18 protein-coding genes are annotated in these 14,699 nt (G+C 64.8%); 9 read left to right on the top strand and 9 right to left on the bottom strand.

Annotated elements, in window-relative coordinates; genetic code table 11:
* Positions 1-238: 238 nt before the first annotated feature.
* Positions 239-547, bottom strand: coding sequence for a hypothetical protein (locus QJT82_RS08550; RefSeq protein ID WP_244435780.1), 309 nt, complete (start codon positions 545-547; stop codon positions 239-241).
* 234 nt (positions 548-781) lie between these two features.
* Positions 782-1,399 carry a glutathione transferase GstA gene (gene gstA / locus QJT82_RS08545; RefSeq protein ID WP_028338999.1) on the bottom strand — a complete coding sequence of 206 codons (618 nt, stop codon included), beginning with the start codon at positions 1,397-1,399 and terminating at the stop codon, positions 782-784.
* Positions 1,400-1,529: 130 nt separating this feature from the next.
* Between gstA and QJT82_RS08540 the strand changes: the two genes are divergently transcribed.
* From QJT82_RS08540 to QJT82_RS08530, 3 genes are all read left to right on the top strand, one after another.
* The gene (locus QJT82_RS08540; protein WP_028338998.1) at positions 1,530-2,054 is read left to right on the top strand and encodes a helix-turn-helix domain-containing protein; all 525 of its coding nucleotides are present in this window, start codon (positions 1,530-1,532) and stop codon (positions 2,052-2,054) included.
* 93 nt (positions 2,055-2,147) lie between these two features.
* Positions 2,148-3,518 carry a glutamate--cysteine ligase gene (locus QJT82_RS08535; protein ID WP_028338997.1) on the top strand — a complete coding sequence of 457 codons (1,371 nt, stop codon included), beginning with the start codon at positions 2,148-2,150 and terminating at the stop codon, positions 3,516-3,518.
* A 179-nt stretch (positions 3,519-3,697) separates the two neighbouring features.
* Positions 3,698-4,216 carry a PAN domain-containing protein gene (locus tag QJT82_RS08530; RefSeq protein ID WP_245288646.1) on the top strand — a complete coding sequence of 173 codons (519 nt, stop codon included), beginning with the start codon at positions 3,698-3,700 and terminating at the stop codon, positions 4,214-4,216.
* Between the two features lie 52 nt (positions 4,217-4,268).
* On the opposite strand, the gene QJT82_RS08525 is transcribed toward QJT82_RS08530, so the two are convergent.
* From QJT82_RS08525 to QJT82_RS08505, 5 genes are all read right to left on the bottom strand, one after another.
* Positions 4,269-4,835, bottom strand: coding sequence for a nucleotidyltransferase family protein (locus QJT82_RS08525; protein ID WP_028338995.1), 567 nt, complete (start codon positions 4,833-4,835; stop codon positions 4,269-4,271).
* Positions 4,832-5,179 (bottom strand): MmcQ/YjbR family DNA-binding protein, encoded by a 348-nt coding sequence (locus tag QJT82_RS08520; RefSeq protein WP_028338994.1) that lies wholly within the window; start codon positions 5,177-5,179, stop codon positions 4,832-4,834. The genes QJT82_RS08525 and QJT82_RS08520 overlap by 4 nt, the downstream gene beginning before the upstream one ends.
* 109 nt (positions 5,180-5,288) lie before the next feature.
* Positions 5,289-6,059: a signal peptidase I gene (lepB, locus tag QJT82_RS08515; RefSeq protein WP_016847099.1), complete on the bottom strand. Its 771-nt coding sequence runs from the start codon at positions 6,057-6,059 to the stop codon at positions 5,289-5,291.
* Entirely contained in the window at positions 6,059-7,483 is a 1,425-nt protein-coding gene (gene tldD / locus QJT82_RS08510) for a metalloprotease TldD (RefSeq protein ID WP_028338993.1), read from the bottom strand. Before tldD ends, lepB begins: the two co-directional genes overlap by 1 nt.
* A 272-nt stretch (positions 7,484-7,755) precedes the next feature.
* Complete coding sequence (locus QJT82_RS08505) at positions 7,756-8,211, bottom strand: helix-turn-helix domain-containing protein (protein WP_051447724.1); 456 nt, start codon at positions 8,209-8,211, stop codon at positions 7,756-7,758.
* Positions 8,212-8,345: 134 nt separating this feature from the next.
* Between QJT82_RS08505 and QJT82_RS08500 the strand changes: the two genes are divergently transcribed.
* From QJT82_RS08500 to QJT82_RS08490, 3 genes are read left to right on the top strand one after another with little or no spacing between them, the layout of a single operon-like run.
* Complete coding sequence (locus QJT82_RS08500) at positions 8,346-8,738, top strand: DoxX family protein (protein WP_028338992.1); 393 nt, start codon at positions 8,346-8,348, stop codon at positions 8,736-8,738.
* A gap of 10 nt (positions 8,739-8,748) precedes the next feature.
* On the top strand, positions 8,749-9,267 hold the full coding sequence (locus tag QJT82_RS08495; protein WP_028338991.1) for a hypothetical protein: 519 nt from the start codon (positions 8,749-8,751) through the stop codon (positions 9,265-9,267).
* Positions 9,268-9,302: 35 nt separating this feature from the next.
* Entirely contained in the window at positions 9,303-9,905 is a 603-nt protein-coding gene (locus tag QJT82_RS08490) for a TlpA disulfide reductase family protein (protein WP_035631008.1), read from the top strand.
* A 132-nt stretch (positions 9,906-10,037) separates the two neighbouring features.
* Here QJT82_RS08490 and QJT82_RS08485 read toward each other — a convergent pair whose 3' ends face one another.
* Positions 10,038-10,574, bottom strand: a complete 537-nt coding sequence (locus tag QJT82_RS08485; protein WP_028338989.1) for an invasion associated locus B family protein — start codon at positions 10,572-10,574, stop codon at positions 10,038-10,040.
* A gap of 12 nt (positions 10,575-10,586) precedes the next feature.
* On the bottom strand, positions 10,587-10,925 hold the full coding sequence (locus QJT82_RS08480) for a hypothetical protein (protein ID WP_155258351.1): 339 nt from the start codon (positions 10,923-10,925) through the stop codon (positions 10,587-10,589).
* Between the two features lie 233 nt (positions 10,926-11,158).
* On the opposite strand from QJT82_RS08480, the gene coxB reads away from it, so the two are divergent.
* The 3 genes from coxB (at position 11,159) to QJT82_RS08465 (ending at position 14,697) form a co-directional block, all read left to right on the top strand.
* Complete coding sequence (gene coxB, locus QJT82_RS08475) at positions 11,159-11,998, top strand: cytochrome c oxidase subunit II (RefSeq protein ID WP_028338988.1); 840 nt, start codon at positions 11,159-11,161, stop codon at positions 11,996-11,998.
* Positions 11,999-12,079: 81 nt separating this feature from the next.
* Positions 12,080-13,696: a cytochrome c oxidase subunit I gene (gene ctaD, locus QJT82_RS08470; protein ID WP_028338987.1), complete on the top strand. Its 1,617-nt coding sequence runs from the start codon at positions 12,080-12,082 to the stop codon at positions 13,694-13,696.
* A gap of 62 nt (positions 13,697-13,758) precedes the next feature.
* Complete coding sequence (locus QJT82_RS08465; RefSeq protein ID WP_028338986.1) at positions 13,759-14,697, top strand: heme o synthase; 939 nt, start codon at positions 13,759-13,761, stop codon at positions 14,695-14,697.
* Positions 14,698-14,699: the final 2 nt, after the last annotated feature.

Raw genomic sequence — 14,699 nt, 5'->3', positions numbered from 1 at the left:
TCATGCCGGTCAAAGTCCCGCCACGCTCGTTCCCCACTGGCACCACGCTGCTGGCATCACTTTTGCTGGTCGATCGCCGGGGCGACGATCAGCGTGAGGGTGTCGTGCGATGAGTTCTGCGCTCAGGGAAAATGCCGCGGAGGTCGTGGCGAAGGATCCGTTGCCTTCGTTGCCGCCGTCGCGGCGGTGGAAGTCGCTGCGTTTGCGGGGCAAGGGCCCGTCATGGACCGGCCTCGCGCTACTCGTTCTGGCCGCGGATATTGTGCTCGCCGCGGCGGTCTGGCAGGCCGTCAATTTCTTCAGCCATTGAGCCGTCGGTCCCCGGCGAGAGCAAGGCGCCGGCGAGATAGGCGAACTGGTTGAAGGCGAGGCAGGCGACGACGATCGGAGCGCCGGTGGCAAAGGAAAAGCCGTCGGATTGGAGCACGATCGCCGCGAGCACCGCGATCAGCGGCGACTCCAGCATCAATGTCCAAACCCGAAAGTACAAACTGGTTGCCAGCCCAACCAGGGTGCTGGTCAATAAAAGGGTAAAGGCGATCGTCACATTTTTAGACCAGTTGGAGCGGAGGGCGCCGCAGGTCATAGTCGGTCAGTTGGATCGCTCGAACAAGGACGGCCACGCCCTCAGCCGGAACTACACCGACTTAGTATTAATCGCTATAATGCAGGTTAAAGTGAGACTTTCCGCCTCCGGTGTCGAGAAAGGGGATCGGCGAATCCACAACAAAAAAGAGCCGGATCGATCGACCCGGCTCTATCGCGGTCGTGGTGAGCGAACTCAGGCCGCCTTGAGCAGGCCTTCCTTCTTCATCGCCTCCTGCACCTTCGGGCGCGCCGCAACGCGAGCCTTGTAGGCGGTCACGTTCGGCAGGCCGGAGAGATCGAAGCCGAGCCGGTCCTGCGCCCACATGATCATGGTGAAGAGGTAGCCGTCGGCGACCGTGAACTGGTTGCCCATCAGATAGTCGCGTCCGGCGAGCTGGCTCTCGACATATTTGAACTTGCCCATGGCGCGGTCCTTGAAGAAGGCCTTGGCGTCGTCGGCGAGCACGGGCGAGAACATCGGGCCGAGATTCTTGTGCAGCTCGGTCGTGGTGTAGTTCAGCCATTCGAGCAGCTTGTAGCGCTCGTTGGAGTCCCTCGCCGGCGCCAGCTTCTTGTCGGCGGCCTTGTCGGCGATCATCTGGATGATGATCGGCCCCTCGGTGACCATCTCGCCGGTATCCAGCGCCAGCGCCGGCACCTGGCCCTTAGGGTTCACCTGGAGGAAATCGTCGCCGTTTTCGAGCTTCTTGGCGCGCAGATCGACCTTGACCAGGTCGTAGGGGAGCCCGGCCTCGAGCAGGGCGATATGGGGGGAGAGGGAGCAGGCACCGGGGGTGTAATAAAGCTTCATAGGGGTATTCCTTCCCTTGTTCTTGGCGTCCGGAGAGGGATTGCCTACATGCGCCTGCATGAAATAGTCAAGATTGATGCAGATGCATTCAGTGCGGTACACTCGGTTCCGGGACCTTTTGGGCTAGACCATGAAACGCAAGCTATCGAGCGAGGCGACGGCCGCCTGGATCCGCCTGATGCGGGTGCCGAGCCGGGTGCTGGACTGCGTCGAGCAGGATTTGAAGAAGGCCGGTTTTCCGCCGCTCGCCTGGTATGATGCCTTGCTCGAGCTGTCGCGCGCGCCGTCGGGCGAACTGCGCCCGGTCGAGCTCGAGCGCCAGATGCTGATCCCGCAATATTCGACCTCGCGGCTGATCGACAAGCTGGTCGACGAGGGGCTCGCCGCCCGGCGCGAATGCAAGATCGACAAGCGCGGCCAGTTCGTCGAGATCACCGAGGCCGGGCGCGAGCTGCAGAAGAAGATGTGGAACGCCTATTCCGCCGCGATCGACAAGCATGTCGGCTCCAAATTGTCCGACGCCGACGCGACCAGGCTGTGCGGTCTGCTCGACCGGCTCGGCTGCGCCTGCGGCGACGCCAAAGGCGACGTCAAGAACGAGACCAAGGCTGATAGCAAGGCTGCGCCTGCGCGAGACGGCGTGCCCGCCCGATGATATTGCTGATTCCATCATCCGCGGCCGTTGTGGCTCGCGGATGTCCCTGCCACCGCGCGCCTTCGATCGAAGCGCCCTTGAGTTGGATTATCTATGGCGCGTGACCAGATCGACATGACGCCGCTGCAGTCGCGCGACGAACTCGTGGCGTGGCTTGAAGCCGGCGTGAAGCCTGAGTCCGAATTCCGGATCGGCACCGAGCACGAGAAGACTCCGTTCACGCTCGAGGGCCATCAGCCCGTGCCCTATGAAGGCGCCAAGGGCATCGGCGCGTTGCTCGAGGGCATGAAGCTCTTGCTCGGCTGGGAGCCGATCATGGAGCGCGGCAACATCATCGGCCTGTATGACGTCACCGGCGGCGGCGCGATTTCGCTCGAGCCGGGCGGGCAGTTCGAACTGTCGGGCGCGCCGGTCGAAACCGTGCATCAGACGCAGTCGGAATTGATGGCGCATCTGGCGCAGGTGCGGGAGATCGCAACCCCGCTCGGCATCGGCTTCCTCGGCCTCGGCATGACGCCGTCCTGGTCGCGCGCGCAGATCCCCGTGATGCCCAAGGGGCGTTACAAGATCATGCGAAACTACATGCCGAAGGTCGGCAAATACGGCCTCGACATGATGTTCCGGACCTGCACGGTGCAGACCAATCTCGACTTCTCCTCCGAAGCCGACATGGTGAAGAAGCTGCGCGTGTCGCTGGCGTTGCAGCCGATCGCGACCGCATTGTTCGCCAACTCGCCGTTCACCGAAGGCAAGCCCAACGGCTTCCTGTCGTTCCGTTCCGAGATCTGGCGCGACACCGACAATGCACGCAGCGGCATGGTGCCGTTCGCGTTCGAGGACGGCATGGGATTCGAGCGCTATGTCGATTACGCGCTCGACGTTCCGATGTATTTCGTCAAGCGCGACGAGGAATATATCGACGTCTCCGGCTCCTCGTTCCGGGATTTCTTCGCCGGCAAGAATGCCGCCCTCCCGGGCGAGCGGCCGACCCTGTCGGACTGGGCCAATCACCTCTCGACGATCTTCCCCGAGGTGCGGCTGAAACGTTACCTCGAAATGCGCGGCGCCGACGGCGTGCCGTGGGGCCGGCTGCCGGCGCTGCCGGCGTTCTGGGTCGGACTGCTCTACGACAATGACAGCCTCGATGCCGCCTGGGACATCGTCCGCCACTGGACCGCGCCGGAGCGGCAGGCACTGCGTGACGACGTGCCGCGTTTCGGCTTCAAGTCGCGGATCAAGGACCGCTATCTGTTCGAAATCGCCAAGGAGTGCCTGATCCTGTCGCATGCCGGATTGCGACGGCGCGGCCGGATCGATCATCTCGGACGCGACGAGAGCCGCTTCCTCGAGCCGCTCGAGCGCATCATCGAGGCCGGCCGCTCGCCGGCGGAGGAGATGCTGGAGAAGTTTAACGGTCCCTGGAAGGGCTCGGTGGAACCGGCCTATCAGGAGTATGCGTTTTAATCCCCGCTTGGCCCCAATCCGGGCCCGAAACGCGCGCGAACGGCGGTGGTGTCGCACCCGCCGTTCATCCGCCGTACAGGTTGATGGCGTTCAAATGACGACCCGCTAAACGCGCGGGGCTGCGCGAATTTGAAAGCAATCTCATGGGGATAGGCCGCCACTTTAGGGCGTGTGTCATGATGTTTGCGGTCCTTGCGGCCGCTGTCGTCGCGCGCCCGGCATTGGCGCAAACCAATTTCGACCGTCCCGGCGGCGACTATCTCAACGCGCCGGTGACGACGGGCGATCCGGCCGATTGCGCGCTGACCTGCGAGCGCGACCGCCGCTGCCGCGCCTGGAGCTTCAACTATCCGACCGATGCAAACAACGGCGCGGTGTGCTGGCTGAAGAACACGGTGCCGCCGCGGGTGCAGGACGTCTGCTGCGTCTCCGGGGTGCGCGGCGCGGGCGTGGTCGAACCGCGCAACGGCGCCATCGAAACCTCGATCGACCGCCTCGGCGGCGACTACAAGAATTTCGAACTGAAGAGCAGCGACGGCGACGAGGCCTGCCAGGCCGCCTGCACCGCCGACAACAAGTGCCGCGCCTGGACCTACGCCCGGCCCGGCTATGCCGGCCGCGACGCGCATTGCTTCCTGAAGAAGGAGATCAAGCCGCCGCGGCGGAAGGCGGGGTTCACGTCGGGCGTGGTGCGGTGAGTCCGGTCCCGGATTACGCTTCGCTCCATCCGGGCTACGAAGCTATGACAGGCTACTCCGCCGCCAGCACCGTGAGCTCCGGCCCCAGCGCCTGCCACCGCTCAGCCTTCCTCGCATAGTTCGCGGCCGAAAAATTCGCGGTCCGGTTTGGCCGCACGATCATGCCGGCGACATCGTCGAAACCGTTCGGCGCATAGACGTCGTAGCCGCGCGTGGTGCGGCGGATGCCGATCTGCGTGTTTTCGGTGAGGAAGCGATCGATGCCGTCGGTCGAACGCGACAGCGCCGGGTAGGGCAGGCCGTGCTTGTCGGGATACCAGAGATGGACGCGGGCCTGGTTGCGCACCTCGGTCGCGACACCGAGATACGCAAGCCGCGCCTTGAGCTCACGGATCACCGCATCCTCGGCCTCCCATGAGGTATCCGGATCGAAATAGAAGATGTCGTGGTCGCTGATGCCGTGATCGAGCGGCCGGCTGGTCAGCACGTTCCACACGGTCTGCACCAGACAGCCGGCCACCAGCCATGCATCGGGCAAGCCGAGGCGGTACAGCTCGTCGGTGACGGCTTGATTGGCCGGGTTGCGCAGCGCGGCTGTGAGGAATTCGTCCTGCGTCACGACGAGGCGGTCGCATCGTAGTCCCTGACCGCCTTCTTCGATGCCAGCGTGCGCCAGTGCCGGCGCAGCAAGGGCTCGACGGTGACGCGTTTGGCCTTCGACAGGCGGATCAGGACCATCGGGTAGTCGCGGTAGTGATCGGTGAAGTAGAACACTTTGGGCTGATGCTCGATCAGCATGTCGCGCTCATCCGGCGGCACGCCCGGCATCACCAGGCTGTCGCCGTCCTCCTTGAGCCGCACCAGCATCTTGTTGCGCACCTTCAGCGCCGGCGTGCCGTAGGACGAGCCGTCCTCGACCTCCGGCCACGCCAGCGCGATGCGCCTGATGTCGTCGAAGGTCACGGCTGACCTCTCGCGGGGAATGTAGCCCGGATGAGCGAAGCGATATCCGGGACGGCCTCGACACATGCCCCGGATGTCGCTGCGCTCATCCGGGCTACGCGCTACGCGTCTACTGCACCGAGGTGAAGAAGCGCGCGAGGCGGAAGCCTGAGAGCCAGGTCCAGACCGGCTGGCTGCGGATGCCGAGGTCCCAGGAGCCGACCACGGCGTCGGCGCGGCCGATCAGATTGTCGATCGGCAACAGGCCGACGCCGCCGTCGCGCACCGGCACGCGGCTATCGGCGGAATTGTCCCGGTTGTCGCCGAGCACGAACAGTTTGCCCGGCGGCACCGTCACCTCTTGGGTGTTGTCGAGCCGGCCGTTGTCGCGGATCTTGAAGATCGCGTGGTTGACGCCGTTCGGCAGCGTCTCGATATAGCGATACGCCTCCTCGCCGCCGCCGCGATCGTCTTCGGCGAAGCCGGTGCCGTCGGGCTTCAGCGTCGCCGCATGATCGTTGATGAAAAGCTGACCCTGCCGCATCTGGATGCGGTCGCCGGGCAGCCCGACCACGCGCTTGACCCAGGCCTGCGAGCGGTCGCCCGGCCAGCGGAACACGACGACGTCGCCGCGCTTCGGCGTCTCGCCGAACACGCGGCCGGTTTCCGGCAGCGTGATCTGGATCGGCAGCGAAGCCGCGCCGTAGCCATAGGGATATTTCGAGGCGACCAGCGCGTCGCCGATCAGCAGCGTCGGCTCCATCGATCCCGACGGCACGTAGAACGGCTCGGCGATCGCGCCCTTGGCGAGGAAAACGACGGCCACGATCGCGGCCAGTTGCACGGCCTGCCCGCGCCAGCTGGTCGGCTTGGCCGTCACGACTTCGTTTCCGCTGCTCACTAGCCCGTTCCTCCGACCGTAATCCGTTCCATCCTGAGCGTCGGCTGGCCGACGCCGACCGGCACGCCCTGGCCGTTCTTGCCGCAGGTGCCGATTCCCGTATCCAGCGCAAGATCGTTGCCGATCATGGTGATCCTGTGGAGATCGGTCGGTCCGTTGCCGATCAGCATGGCGCCCTTCACCGGCGCACCGAGCTTGCCGTTCTCGATCTTGTAGGCCTCGGTGCACTGGAACACGTATTTGCCCGAGGTGATGTCGACCTGGCCGCCGCCGAAATTGGCGGCGTACATGCCGTTCTTCACCGAGGCGATGATCTCGGCCGGGTCGCGGTCGCCCGACAGCATGTAGGTGTTGGTCATGCGCGGCATCGGCACATGGGCATAGCTCTGCCGCCGTCCGTTGCCGGTCGGCTTCATGCCCATCAGCCGGGCGTTCTGGCGGTCCTGCATGTAGCCGACAAGAATGCCGTCCTCGATCAGCACGGTGCGGTTAGTCGGCGTGCCCTCGTCGTCGATCGAGAGCGAGCCGCGGCGCGAGGCCATGGTGCCGTCATCCACCACGGTGACGCCCTTGGCGGCGACCTGCTGGCCCATCAGGCCGGCAAAGGCGGAGGTCTGCTTGCGGTTGAAATCGCCCTCGAGCCCATGGCCGACGGCCTCATGCAGCATCACGCCGGGCCAGCCGGCGCCGAGCACCACGTCCATCTCGCCGGCAGGCGCCGGCACCGATTCGAGATTGACCAGCGCCTCGCGCAGCGCGCCGTCGGCGGCATCGCGCCAGGCCTTGGTCTCGATGAAACGCGCATAGCCCTCGCGGCCGCCATAGCCCTTGCTGCCGCTCTCCTGCCGGTCGCCCTGGCCGGCGACCACGGAGATGTTGACGCGCACCAGCGGGCGGATGTCGCGATAGCTCTCGCCGTCGGGCCGCAGGATCTCGACCACTTGCCAGGTCGCGGTGAGGCTGGCGGAAACCTGCCGCACCCGCGGGTCCTTGTCCCTGACATAGGCGTCGATCTCGCCGAGCAGTTTTACTTTTGCCTCGAACGCGGGGCCATCCAGCGGGTTCTCGTCGCCATAGAGCTTGATGTTGGTGTGGGCCGGCGCTGCGGCGAAAGTGCCGGCATAGCCACCGCGCACGGCCGCGACCGCATCGGCGGCGCGGATCAGCGCCGGGATCGAGACGTCGGAGGAATGCGCATAGCCGACCGCGTCGTCCTTGACCGCGCGCAGGCCGAAGCCCTGCGAGGTGTCATAGGTCGCTTGCTTCAGCCTTCCATTGTCGAACACCAGCGCCTCGGTCTGCCCGAACTCCAGGAACAGCTCGCCGTCGTCGGCGCCTTCAAGGCCGCGGGACACCTCGCGGCGGACGGCATCGCGGTCCAGATTGGCGCGGTCGAGCAGGGAGGTCGTGGCGGGATTGGTCATGGTCACTCCGACGCAATGCGATTGCTTGGCGATTCCTCGTCATCCTTGCCTGAAGTGCAACTGATTGCCAGTGGGGAACCCGCAGCAGGGATTTCGGGGGGATTGAAGCAGAGACGAGCGGAAAACTCATCTTACAACCCGGAAACCTGTACCGGTCCCGGTTCAGGCCCGGACGGCGATCACCAAAGATAGTGGTTGAGGTGGCAAATCGGGAGTGCCTGCGGCTATGCGGTCGATCACAGTGCCCCGTCGGGGTCCTCACCTTGTCGTCATCACCTTGAGCGCCGATGCGCCTTCCGCGGCTGGCTTTCGCGCTCGGCTGCATCGCCCGATTGCGGCTTCGGCTGCGCGGTGCCCTGCGCCGAGGTCGGAAAGCCATGCTCCTGCGCCCAGCGGTACAGTTCGTCGAACACCGGCTTGAGCGCCTTGGCCGACGGCGTCATCTCGTACTCAACCCGTGGCGGCACCTCGGGATAGACGGTGCGCTTGACGAGGCCGTTGGCCTCGAGATCGCGCAGCTGCATGGTCAGCATGTGCTGGGTCACGCCGGGGATCGATTGGCGCAGCTCGCCGAACCGCCGCTTGCGCTCGACCAGTTGCCAGAGGATGTCGCCCTTCCATTTCCCGGCCAGCACCGACAGCGCGCGATGAAATTGCGCCGACAGGTCGCCGTTGCACGGTTCGGACGCCGCCGGAGGCTCGGCAGGCCCATTGGTCAGTTTTTTCATACTACCTCACAAAAAGCATCCTACTTGTTCTTTTCATCTTACTCCCGAATTTAGACCACCGAAAGCCGCGGGCCAGCCGCCTATCGGTCGGGTGGCCGCGCGGACCGGCCTTACGAACAACTCGGGAGTCATCAATGTCAGTTGCAGTTGCCGCGGCGCCGTCGCGCTGGAAATCCGTCAGCCTCTGGGTCGTCAGGGGACTGCTTGCGTTAGCCTTTGCCGCCGCGGGCGCCGCAAAGCTCTACGGCGTGCCGATGCTGGTCGAGGAATTCGAGCATATCGGGCTCGGTCAGTGGTTCCGCTATTTCACCGGATCGCTGGAGCTGCTCGGCGCGATCCTGATCCTGCTGCCCCCGGTCGCAGCGTTCGGCGGCGTGCTGCTCAGCTGCATCATGGTCGGTGCCACCATCACGCATCTGTTCGTGATCGGCGGCTCGCCGGTGCCCGCCCTGGTGCTGCTGACATTGAGCGCAATCGTCGCCTACGCCAAGCGCAGCCAGTTCGCCCTGCTCGCGAGCGCGCCGTGAGGTGAGCGCGATGCGCGTCTCTCGCCGCAAGCTGGCGGTCGTGACCGGGCTGGTGCTGGCCTTCGCGGTGCCGTTCGCCGCGACATTGCTGCTCACTGGTTCGGTCGCGGCGGTCTCGAAGCCCGAGCCCAAGAAACTTGAGTCCAGGAAGCCCGAGCCGCGCGTGCACCACCTGGTGCTGCCGATCAACAGCGACGACCCGACCACGATGCGGGCGCTGATCTCGACTGCGCTCAACCTCCCGAAATATTATCGGGAGCGCAATGAGCCGTTCGAGATCGAGGTCGTCGCCTACAATGCCGGCGTCCATATGCTGCGGGCCGATACCTCGCCGGTGAAGGACCTGCTCCGGGTGGTGAGGGGGCTCGCGCCGGACATCCGCTTCGTGGTCTGCGAGGCCACCAAGCTCGGCATGGAGCGCGCCGAGGGACATCCGCTGGTCCTGCTCGACAATGTCGTCCTGGTGCCGAACGGGCCCGGGCGCATCATCGAATTGCAGGAAGCCGGCTGGTCCTACATCCGCTCCTGAGCGATGCAGCGATCAAGCCAAGTGGAGAACCCATCATGACGTCAGCTCACGCACCGCCGCGCCGCGCCGTCGTCGCCGGTATGATCGGCGCCGGCGCCTCGCTCGTGATGCCCGCCGGAGCCGTGCGCGCAGCGTCGGGGCCGCCGCAATTCGGCACCATCCGGCACCAGTTCACGCAGGTCGAAGGCGCCCGCCCGGTGCCGCAGGTTGCGATCCCCGTGCTCGCCGGCGGCGCGCTCGATCTCACCGCGTTCAAAGGCAGGATGGTGCTGGTGAACTTCTGGGCCACCTGGTGCGCGGCGTGCCGGACCGAGCTACCGATGCTGGACCGCCTTGCCGCGAGCGGCCGCAGCGATCTCGTCGTCGTCGCTGTCAGCACCGATCGCAACCGCGCGCCGGTCGCGCCCTACGTCAAGCAGCTCAAGCTCCGCCACCTCGCGATCGGCTTCGATCCGGGCGGTCTCGTCTCGCGTGTCGACGCCGCCGAGGCCGATACGCCGTTCGCGCTCTACGGCATGCCGATCACATTCTTGATCGGCGTCACCGGACAGGTCGAAGGCTACATGACGGGCGAGGCGGACTGGCTGTCCACGGAGGCGAGCGGGTTGTTCGACTATTATGCGGCGGGTGGGCGGTAAGCTGATCTGCTTGGCGTAGCCCGGATGAAGCGCAGCGAAATCCGGGAAGGCACTCTCTGCTGACGCCGGTCCCGGATTGCGCTGCGCTTCATCCGGGCTACGGCCTCTGCATTTGCGACGCCGGCCTAACCCCTAGGGCAATTTGTCATACCCCTCCGCCAAGCCGTTCAGGCTGAGCGGAAAGCCGATCCCTTCTTCCGGGGTCTCGAAGATGATGAAGGTCGCGGTCTTGGCGTTCTTGAGCTGGCCGAGCAGCTTGTCGTCCATCACGACCTCGGCGACGCAGCCATTGGGCAGGCAGCGGACAAAACCGGCGCGGCCGACGTCCTGATTGTCGAGCTTGAGGCCGAGGCCGGAGGGCAGCAGCACGCCGAGCGGCGCGACCACGCGCATCAGGCGGCTCTTCTGGTCGGCGGTCTTCAGCACGATCACGGTCAGGCCGGCGTTGGAGCGGTCTTCCGCTACCACGCTCTGGATCAGCGCGCATTGCTCGGCCTGGGCGCCGGGCGGGGTGTCGCAGCGGATCTGCCAGTCGCCGTGAACCGAGCGCACCGCGCCTTGCGCGTTTGCCGGCTGGGTCAGGTCAAGAGAAAAGCCAAGCCAGAGGGCCAGAATCGCGAGGCCGCCGAGCCGGCTGGCCATCGTCAAACGAATGTTCGAAGCGCCCATCCGGGTCGATCCTTATAGATGTTCGGTCGGTCCGGCCGTCCGGCCGCCGGTAGCATGCGCGCCACGATGCGCTTCCCGGAAGCGAATCATGATCTCATCTTCTTGTTTGAGCATGATCTTTCGGAAAACCGGTCTCCACTTTTCCGGATCATGCTCAGGCGTCGACTGATACCGCAATGACGGCGCCTTGAAGGCGATCTTGAAGCCATTCTCGCGCCGGATTGGGGCAGCCCGCAGCGAATCAGGTTCCTGTGCGCTGCCCTGTCTGTGGGTACATCCGGTAATCCCCCTGTCAACTGCATGCGGCGTCGTTTCGGCGACTTTCGCTTGATTTTGCGGGAAAAATCGCAAGCGGCAGCTTCATTGCAGGCGCATGGCTTTCGGCCCCACTACTGCATTGCGAGCGCCGGAGAATTATGGTTTGAGAGGCTGGATTTCGACGCGTTCTAGCGATCTGGCTCCCGTACCCACCTTGACTCAGAGACGGGTATGTCCGGAAGGCCGTTTGTCAGGGCGGATCGTGCTGCATTTTCGGCCACATGCCGGGGGTGCTTTGGGGAATAATGCAAGGGAGCGCGAGCGGCATGAAGATGTCGATTGGCCGGTTGGGCAGGCAATTGCTGGGGTTGGCGGTAGCGGGTGTGGCGTCGATCGCCGCGGGATCGGCCTTCGCCGAGATGGGGCAGCCGGCTCCGTGGGAGCACACGCTGCAGGAAGCCGCGACCCCGGTGATGGAAAACATCATCTGGTTTCACAATTTCCTGCTGGTGCTGATCACCGTCATCACCCTGTTCGTGCTGGCGCTGCTCATCATCGTGGTGGTGAAGTTCAACGCCCGGGCCAACCCGGTCCCCTCCAGGACCACCCACAACACGCTGATCGAAGTGGCCTGGACGCTGATCCCGGTCCTGATCCTGGTCGGCATCGCGGTGCCGTCGTTCCGCCTGCTGTTCCTGGAGCTCGACGTGCCGAAGCCGGACCTCACGGTGAAGGTCACCGGCAAGCAGTGGTACTGGTCCTACGCCTACCCGGATAACGGCAAGTTCGAGTTCGACTCGCTGCTCGACAAGGACAAGCAGCCGCGTCTGCTCGGCGTCGACAACGAGATGGTGGTCCCGGTCAACAAGGTGGTGCGGATCCAGACCACCGGCGCCGACGTGATCCACTCCTTCGCGGTGCCGGCCTTCGGCGTGAAGATCGACTCGGTCCCCGGCCGCCTCAACGAGAGCTGGTTCAAGGCCACCAAGACCGGCGTGTTCTACGGCCAGTGCTCGGAACTGTGCGGCAAGGACCATGCCTTCATGCCGATCGCGGTGCGGGTCGTCAGCGACCAGGAATTCGCGACCTGGGTTGAAGGCGCGAAGAAGAAGTTTGCGACCAACCCGGCGAATTCCTACGCCTCGGCTGGTCAGGCGGCGCAGTAAGCCTCACGGCTTACGGCGCGGATGGAATAAGGGCGACGGGACCGCAAGGTCCAAGAGGGACTGCAAGGCAGGATTTTGAACATGGCGACAGGCGCAGCGACACACGACGATCACGCCCATGATGATCACGCCCACCATCCGACCGGATGGCGGCGTTATCTCTACTCCACGAACCACAAGGACATCGGTACGATGTACCTGGTCTTTGCGGTGATCGCGGGCATCATCGGCGCGGCGATGTCGATCGCGATCCGTGCCGAGTTGATGTATCCGGGCGTCCAGATATTCCACGAGACGCACACCTATAACGTGTTCGTGACCTCGCACGGTCTGATCATGATCTTCTTCATGGTCATGCCGGCGATGATCGGCGGCTTCGGCAACTGGATGGTGCCGCTGATGATCGGCGCGCCGGACATGGCGTTCCCGCGCATGAACAACATCTCGTTCTGGCTGCTGCCGGCCTCGTTCGCGCTGCTGCTGATGTCCACCTTCGTCGAGGGTGAGCCGGGCGCAAACGGCGTCGGCGCGGGCTGGACCATGTACGCGCCGCTGTCGACCTCCGGCCATCCGGGTCCTGCGGTCGATTTCGCGATTCTCTCGCTCCATCTCGCGGGTGCCTCGTCGATCCTCGGCGCCATCAACTTCATCACCACGATCTTCAACATGCGCGCGCCGGGCATGACCCTGCACAAGATGCCGCTGTTCGTGTGGTCGATCCTGGTCACCGTGTTCCTGCTGCTGTTGTCGCTGCCGGTGCTCGCCGGTGCGATCACCATGCTGCTGACCGACCGCAACTTCGGCACCACGTTCTTTGCGGCTGACGGCGGCGGCGACCCGGTGCTGTTCCAGCATCTGTTCTGGTTCTTCGGCCACCCCGAAGTGTACATCCTGATCCTGCCCGCCTTCGGCATGGTCAGCCAGATCGTCTCCACCTTCTCGCGCAAGCCGGTGTTCGGCTATCTCGGCATGGCCTACGCCATGGTCGCGATCGGCGGCATCGGTTTCGTGGTGTGGGCGCACCACATGTACACCGTCGGCATGTCCTCGGCGACGCAGGCCTATTTCGTCGCCGCCACGATGGTGATCGCGGTGCCGACCGGCGTGAAGATCTTCTCTTGGATCGCCACGATGTGGGGCGGCTCGATCGAGTTCAAGGCGCCGATGATCTGGGCGATCGGCTTCATCTTCCTGTTCACCGTCGGCGGCGTCACCGGCGTCGTGCTGGCCAATGCCGGTGTCGATCGCGTGCTGCAGGACACCTATTACGTGGTGGCGCACTTCCACTACGTGCTGTCGCTTGGCGCCGTGTTCGGCATCTTCGCCGGCTGGTACTACTGGTTCCCGAAGATGTTCGGCTACATGTACTCGGAGACCATCGCCAAGGCGCACTTCTGGTTTACCTTCATCGGCGTCAACCTGGTATTCTTCCCGCAGCACTTCCTCGGCCTGTCGGGCATGCCGCGCCGCTATGTCGACTATCCGGATGCGTTCGCGGGCTGGAACCTGATCTCGTCCTGGGGCTCCTACATCTCGGGCATCGGCGTTCTGATCTTCATCTACGGCGTGATCGATGCCTTCGTCCGCAAGGAGCAGGCCGCGAACAATCCGTGGGGTGCGGGTGCGACCACGCTGGAGTGGACGCTGACCTCGCCGCCGCCGTTCCACCAGTTCGAAGTGCTGCCCCGCGTGCAGTAAGTCCAGGACAACGCGGCGCACCCTGGGTGCGCCGCGCCTTTTGAGAGAAGCGAGACCTGATCTTGTCGGTTGTCGATCACAACGCCATCGAACTGCCCCGGATCTCCGAGGCCGAAGTGGGCGACTACATCGCGCTGTTGAAGCCGCGCGTGATGTCGCTGGTGATCTTCACCGCGCTGGTCGGGCTGATGATCGCACCGGTGCACGTGCATCCGGTGCTGGCGTTCACCTCGATCCTGTGCATCGCGGTCGGCGCCGGCGCTTCCGGCGCGCTCAACATGGCCTATGAGGGCGACGTCGACGCGCTGATGACGCGCACCGCCAACCGGCCGATCCCGCGCGGCCGTATCACGCCGACCGAGGCGGCCGCGTTCGGCATCACGCTCGCTTTCTTCTCGGTGATGACGCTCGGCATCCTCGTCAACTGGGTGGCGGGCGCGCTGCTTGCCTTCACCATCTTCTTCTACGCCGTGATCTACACGATGTGGCTGAAGCGCTGGACCGCGCAGAACATCGTGATCGGCGGCGCCGCCGGTGCCTTGCCGCCGGTGGTCGCGTGGGCCGCCGCGACCGGCTCGCTCTCGGTCGAGCCGATCCTCCTGTTCCTGATCATCTTCTTCTGGACCCCGCCGCATTTCTGGGCGCTGGCGCTGTTCCGCAGCGACGATTATGCGCGCGCCGGCATCCCGATGCTGCCGGTCGTCGCCGGACCCGACGCGACCCGGCTGCAGATCCTGCTCTACACCATCGTGCTGGTCGCGATCGCGCTGGCGCCGTGGCCGCTCGGCTATTTCGACGCGATCTACGGCGTCACCTCGCTGGTGCTTGGCGCCGGCATGCTGTGGCTCGCCGTCGAGGTCTATCGCCGCCGCGAGGGCACTGCTGCCAATCGCGCCACGCGCCGGCTGTTCGCCTTCTCGATCCTCTATCTGTTCGCGCTGTTTGCCGTCCTCCTCGCCGAGGTCGTGGTCCGCGCGATTGCGCCTGTCTTCATCGGATAGGG

It is taken from the genome of Bradyrhizobium sp. Mp19 (genome assembly GCF_029952935.1).
Classification (GTDB): Bacteria; Pseudomonadota; Alphaproteobacteria; order Rhizobiales; family Xanthobacteraceae; genus Bradyrhizobium; species Bradyrhizobium elkanii.
This window is presented reverse-complemented; position numbering and strand designations above follow the sequence as displayed.

Bases quoted from the DNA above. Each gene is read 5' to 3' on its own strand.
- gstA (WP_028338999.1), bottom strand. From the start codon at position 1,399: ATGAAGCTTTATTACACCCCCGGTGCCTGCTCCCTCTCCCCCCATATC.
- QJT82_RS08540 (WP_028338998.1), top strand. From the start codon at position 1,530: ATGAAACGCAAGCTATCGAGCGAGGCGACGGCCGCCTGGATCCGCCTG.
- QJT82_RS08535 (WP_028338997.1), top strand. From the start codon at position 2,148: ATGGCGCGTGACCAGATCGACATGACGCCGCTGCAGTCGCGCGACGAA.
- QJT82_RS08530 (WP_245288646.1), top strand. From the start codon at position 3,698: ATGTTTGCGGTCCTTGCGGCCGCTGTCGTCGCGCGCCCGGCATTGGCG.
- tldD (WP_028338993.1), bottom strand. From the start codon at position 7,483: ATGACCAATCCCGCCACGACCTCCCTGCTCGACCGCGCCAATCTGGAC.
- QJT82_RS08505 (WP_051447724.1), bottom strand. From the start codon at position 8,211: ATGAAAAAACTGACCAATGGGCCTGCCGAGCCTCCGGCGGCGTCCGAA.
- QJT82_RS08500 (WP_028338992.1), top strand. From the start codon at position 8,346: ATGTCAGTTGCAGTTGCCGCGGCGCCGTCGCGCTGGAAATCCGTCAGC.
- QJT82_RS08495 (WP_028338991.1), top strand. From the start codon at position 8,749: ATGCGCGTCTCTCGCCGCAAGCTGGCGGTCGTGACCGGGCTGGTGCTG.
- QJT82_RS08490 (WP_035631008.1), top strand. From the start codon at position 9,303: ATGACGTCAGCTCACGCACCGCCGCGCCGCGCCGTCGTCGCCGGTATG.
- QJT82_RS08485 (WP_028338989.1), bottom strand. From the start codon at position 10,574: ATGGGCGCTTCGAACATTCGTTTGACGATGGCCAGCCGGCTCGGCGGC.
- coxB (WP_028338988.1), top strand. From the start codon at position 11,159: ATGAAGATGTCGATTGGCCGGTTGGGCAGGCAATTGCTGGGGTTGGCG.
- ctaD (WP_028338987.1), top strand. From the start codon at position 12,080: ATGGCGACAGGCGCAGCGACACACGACGATCACGCCCATGATGATCAC.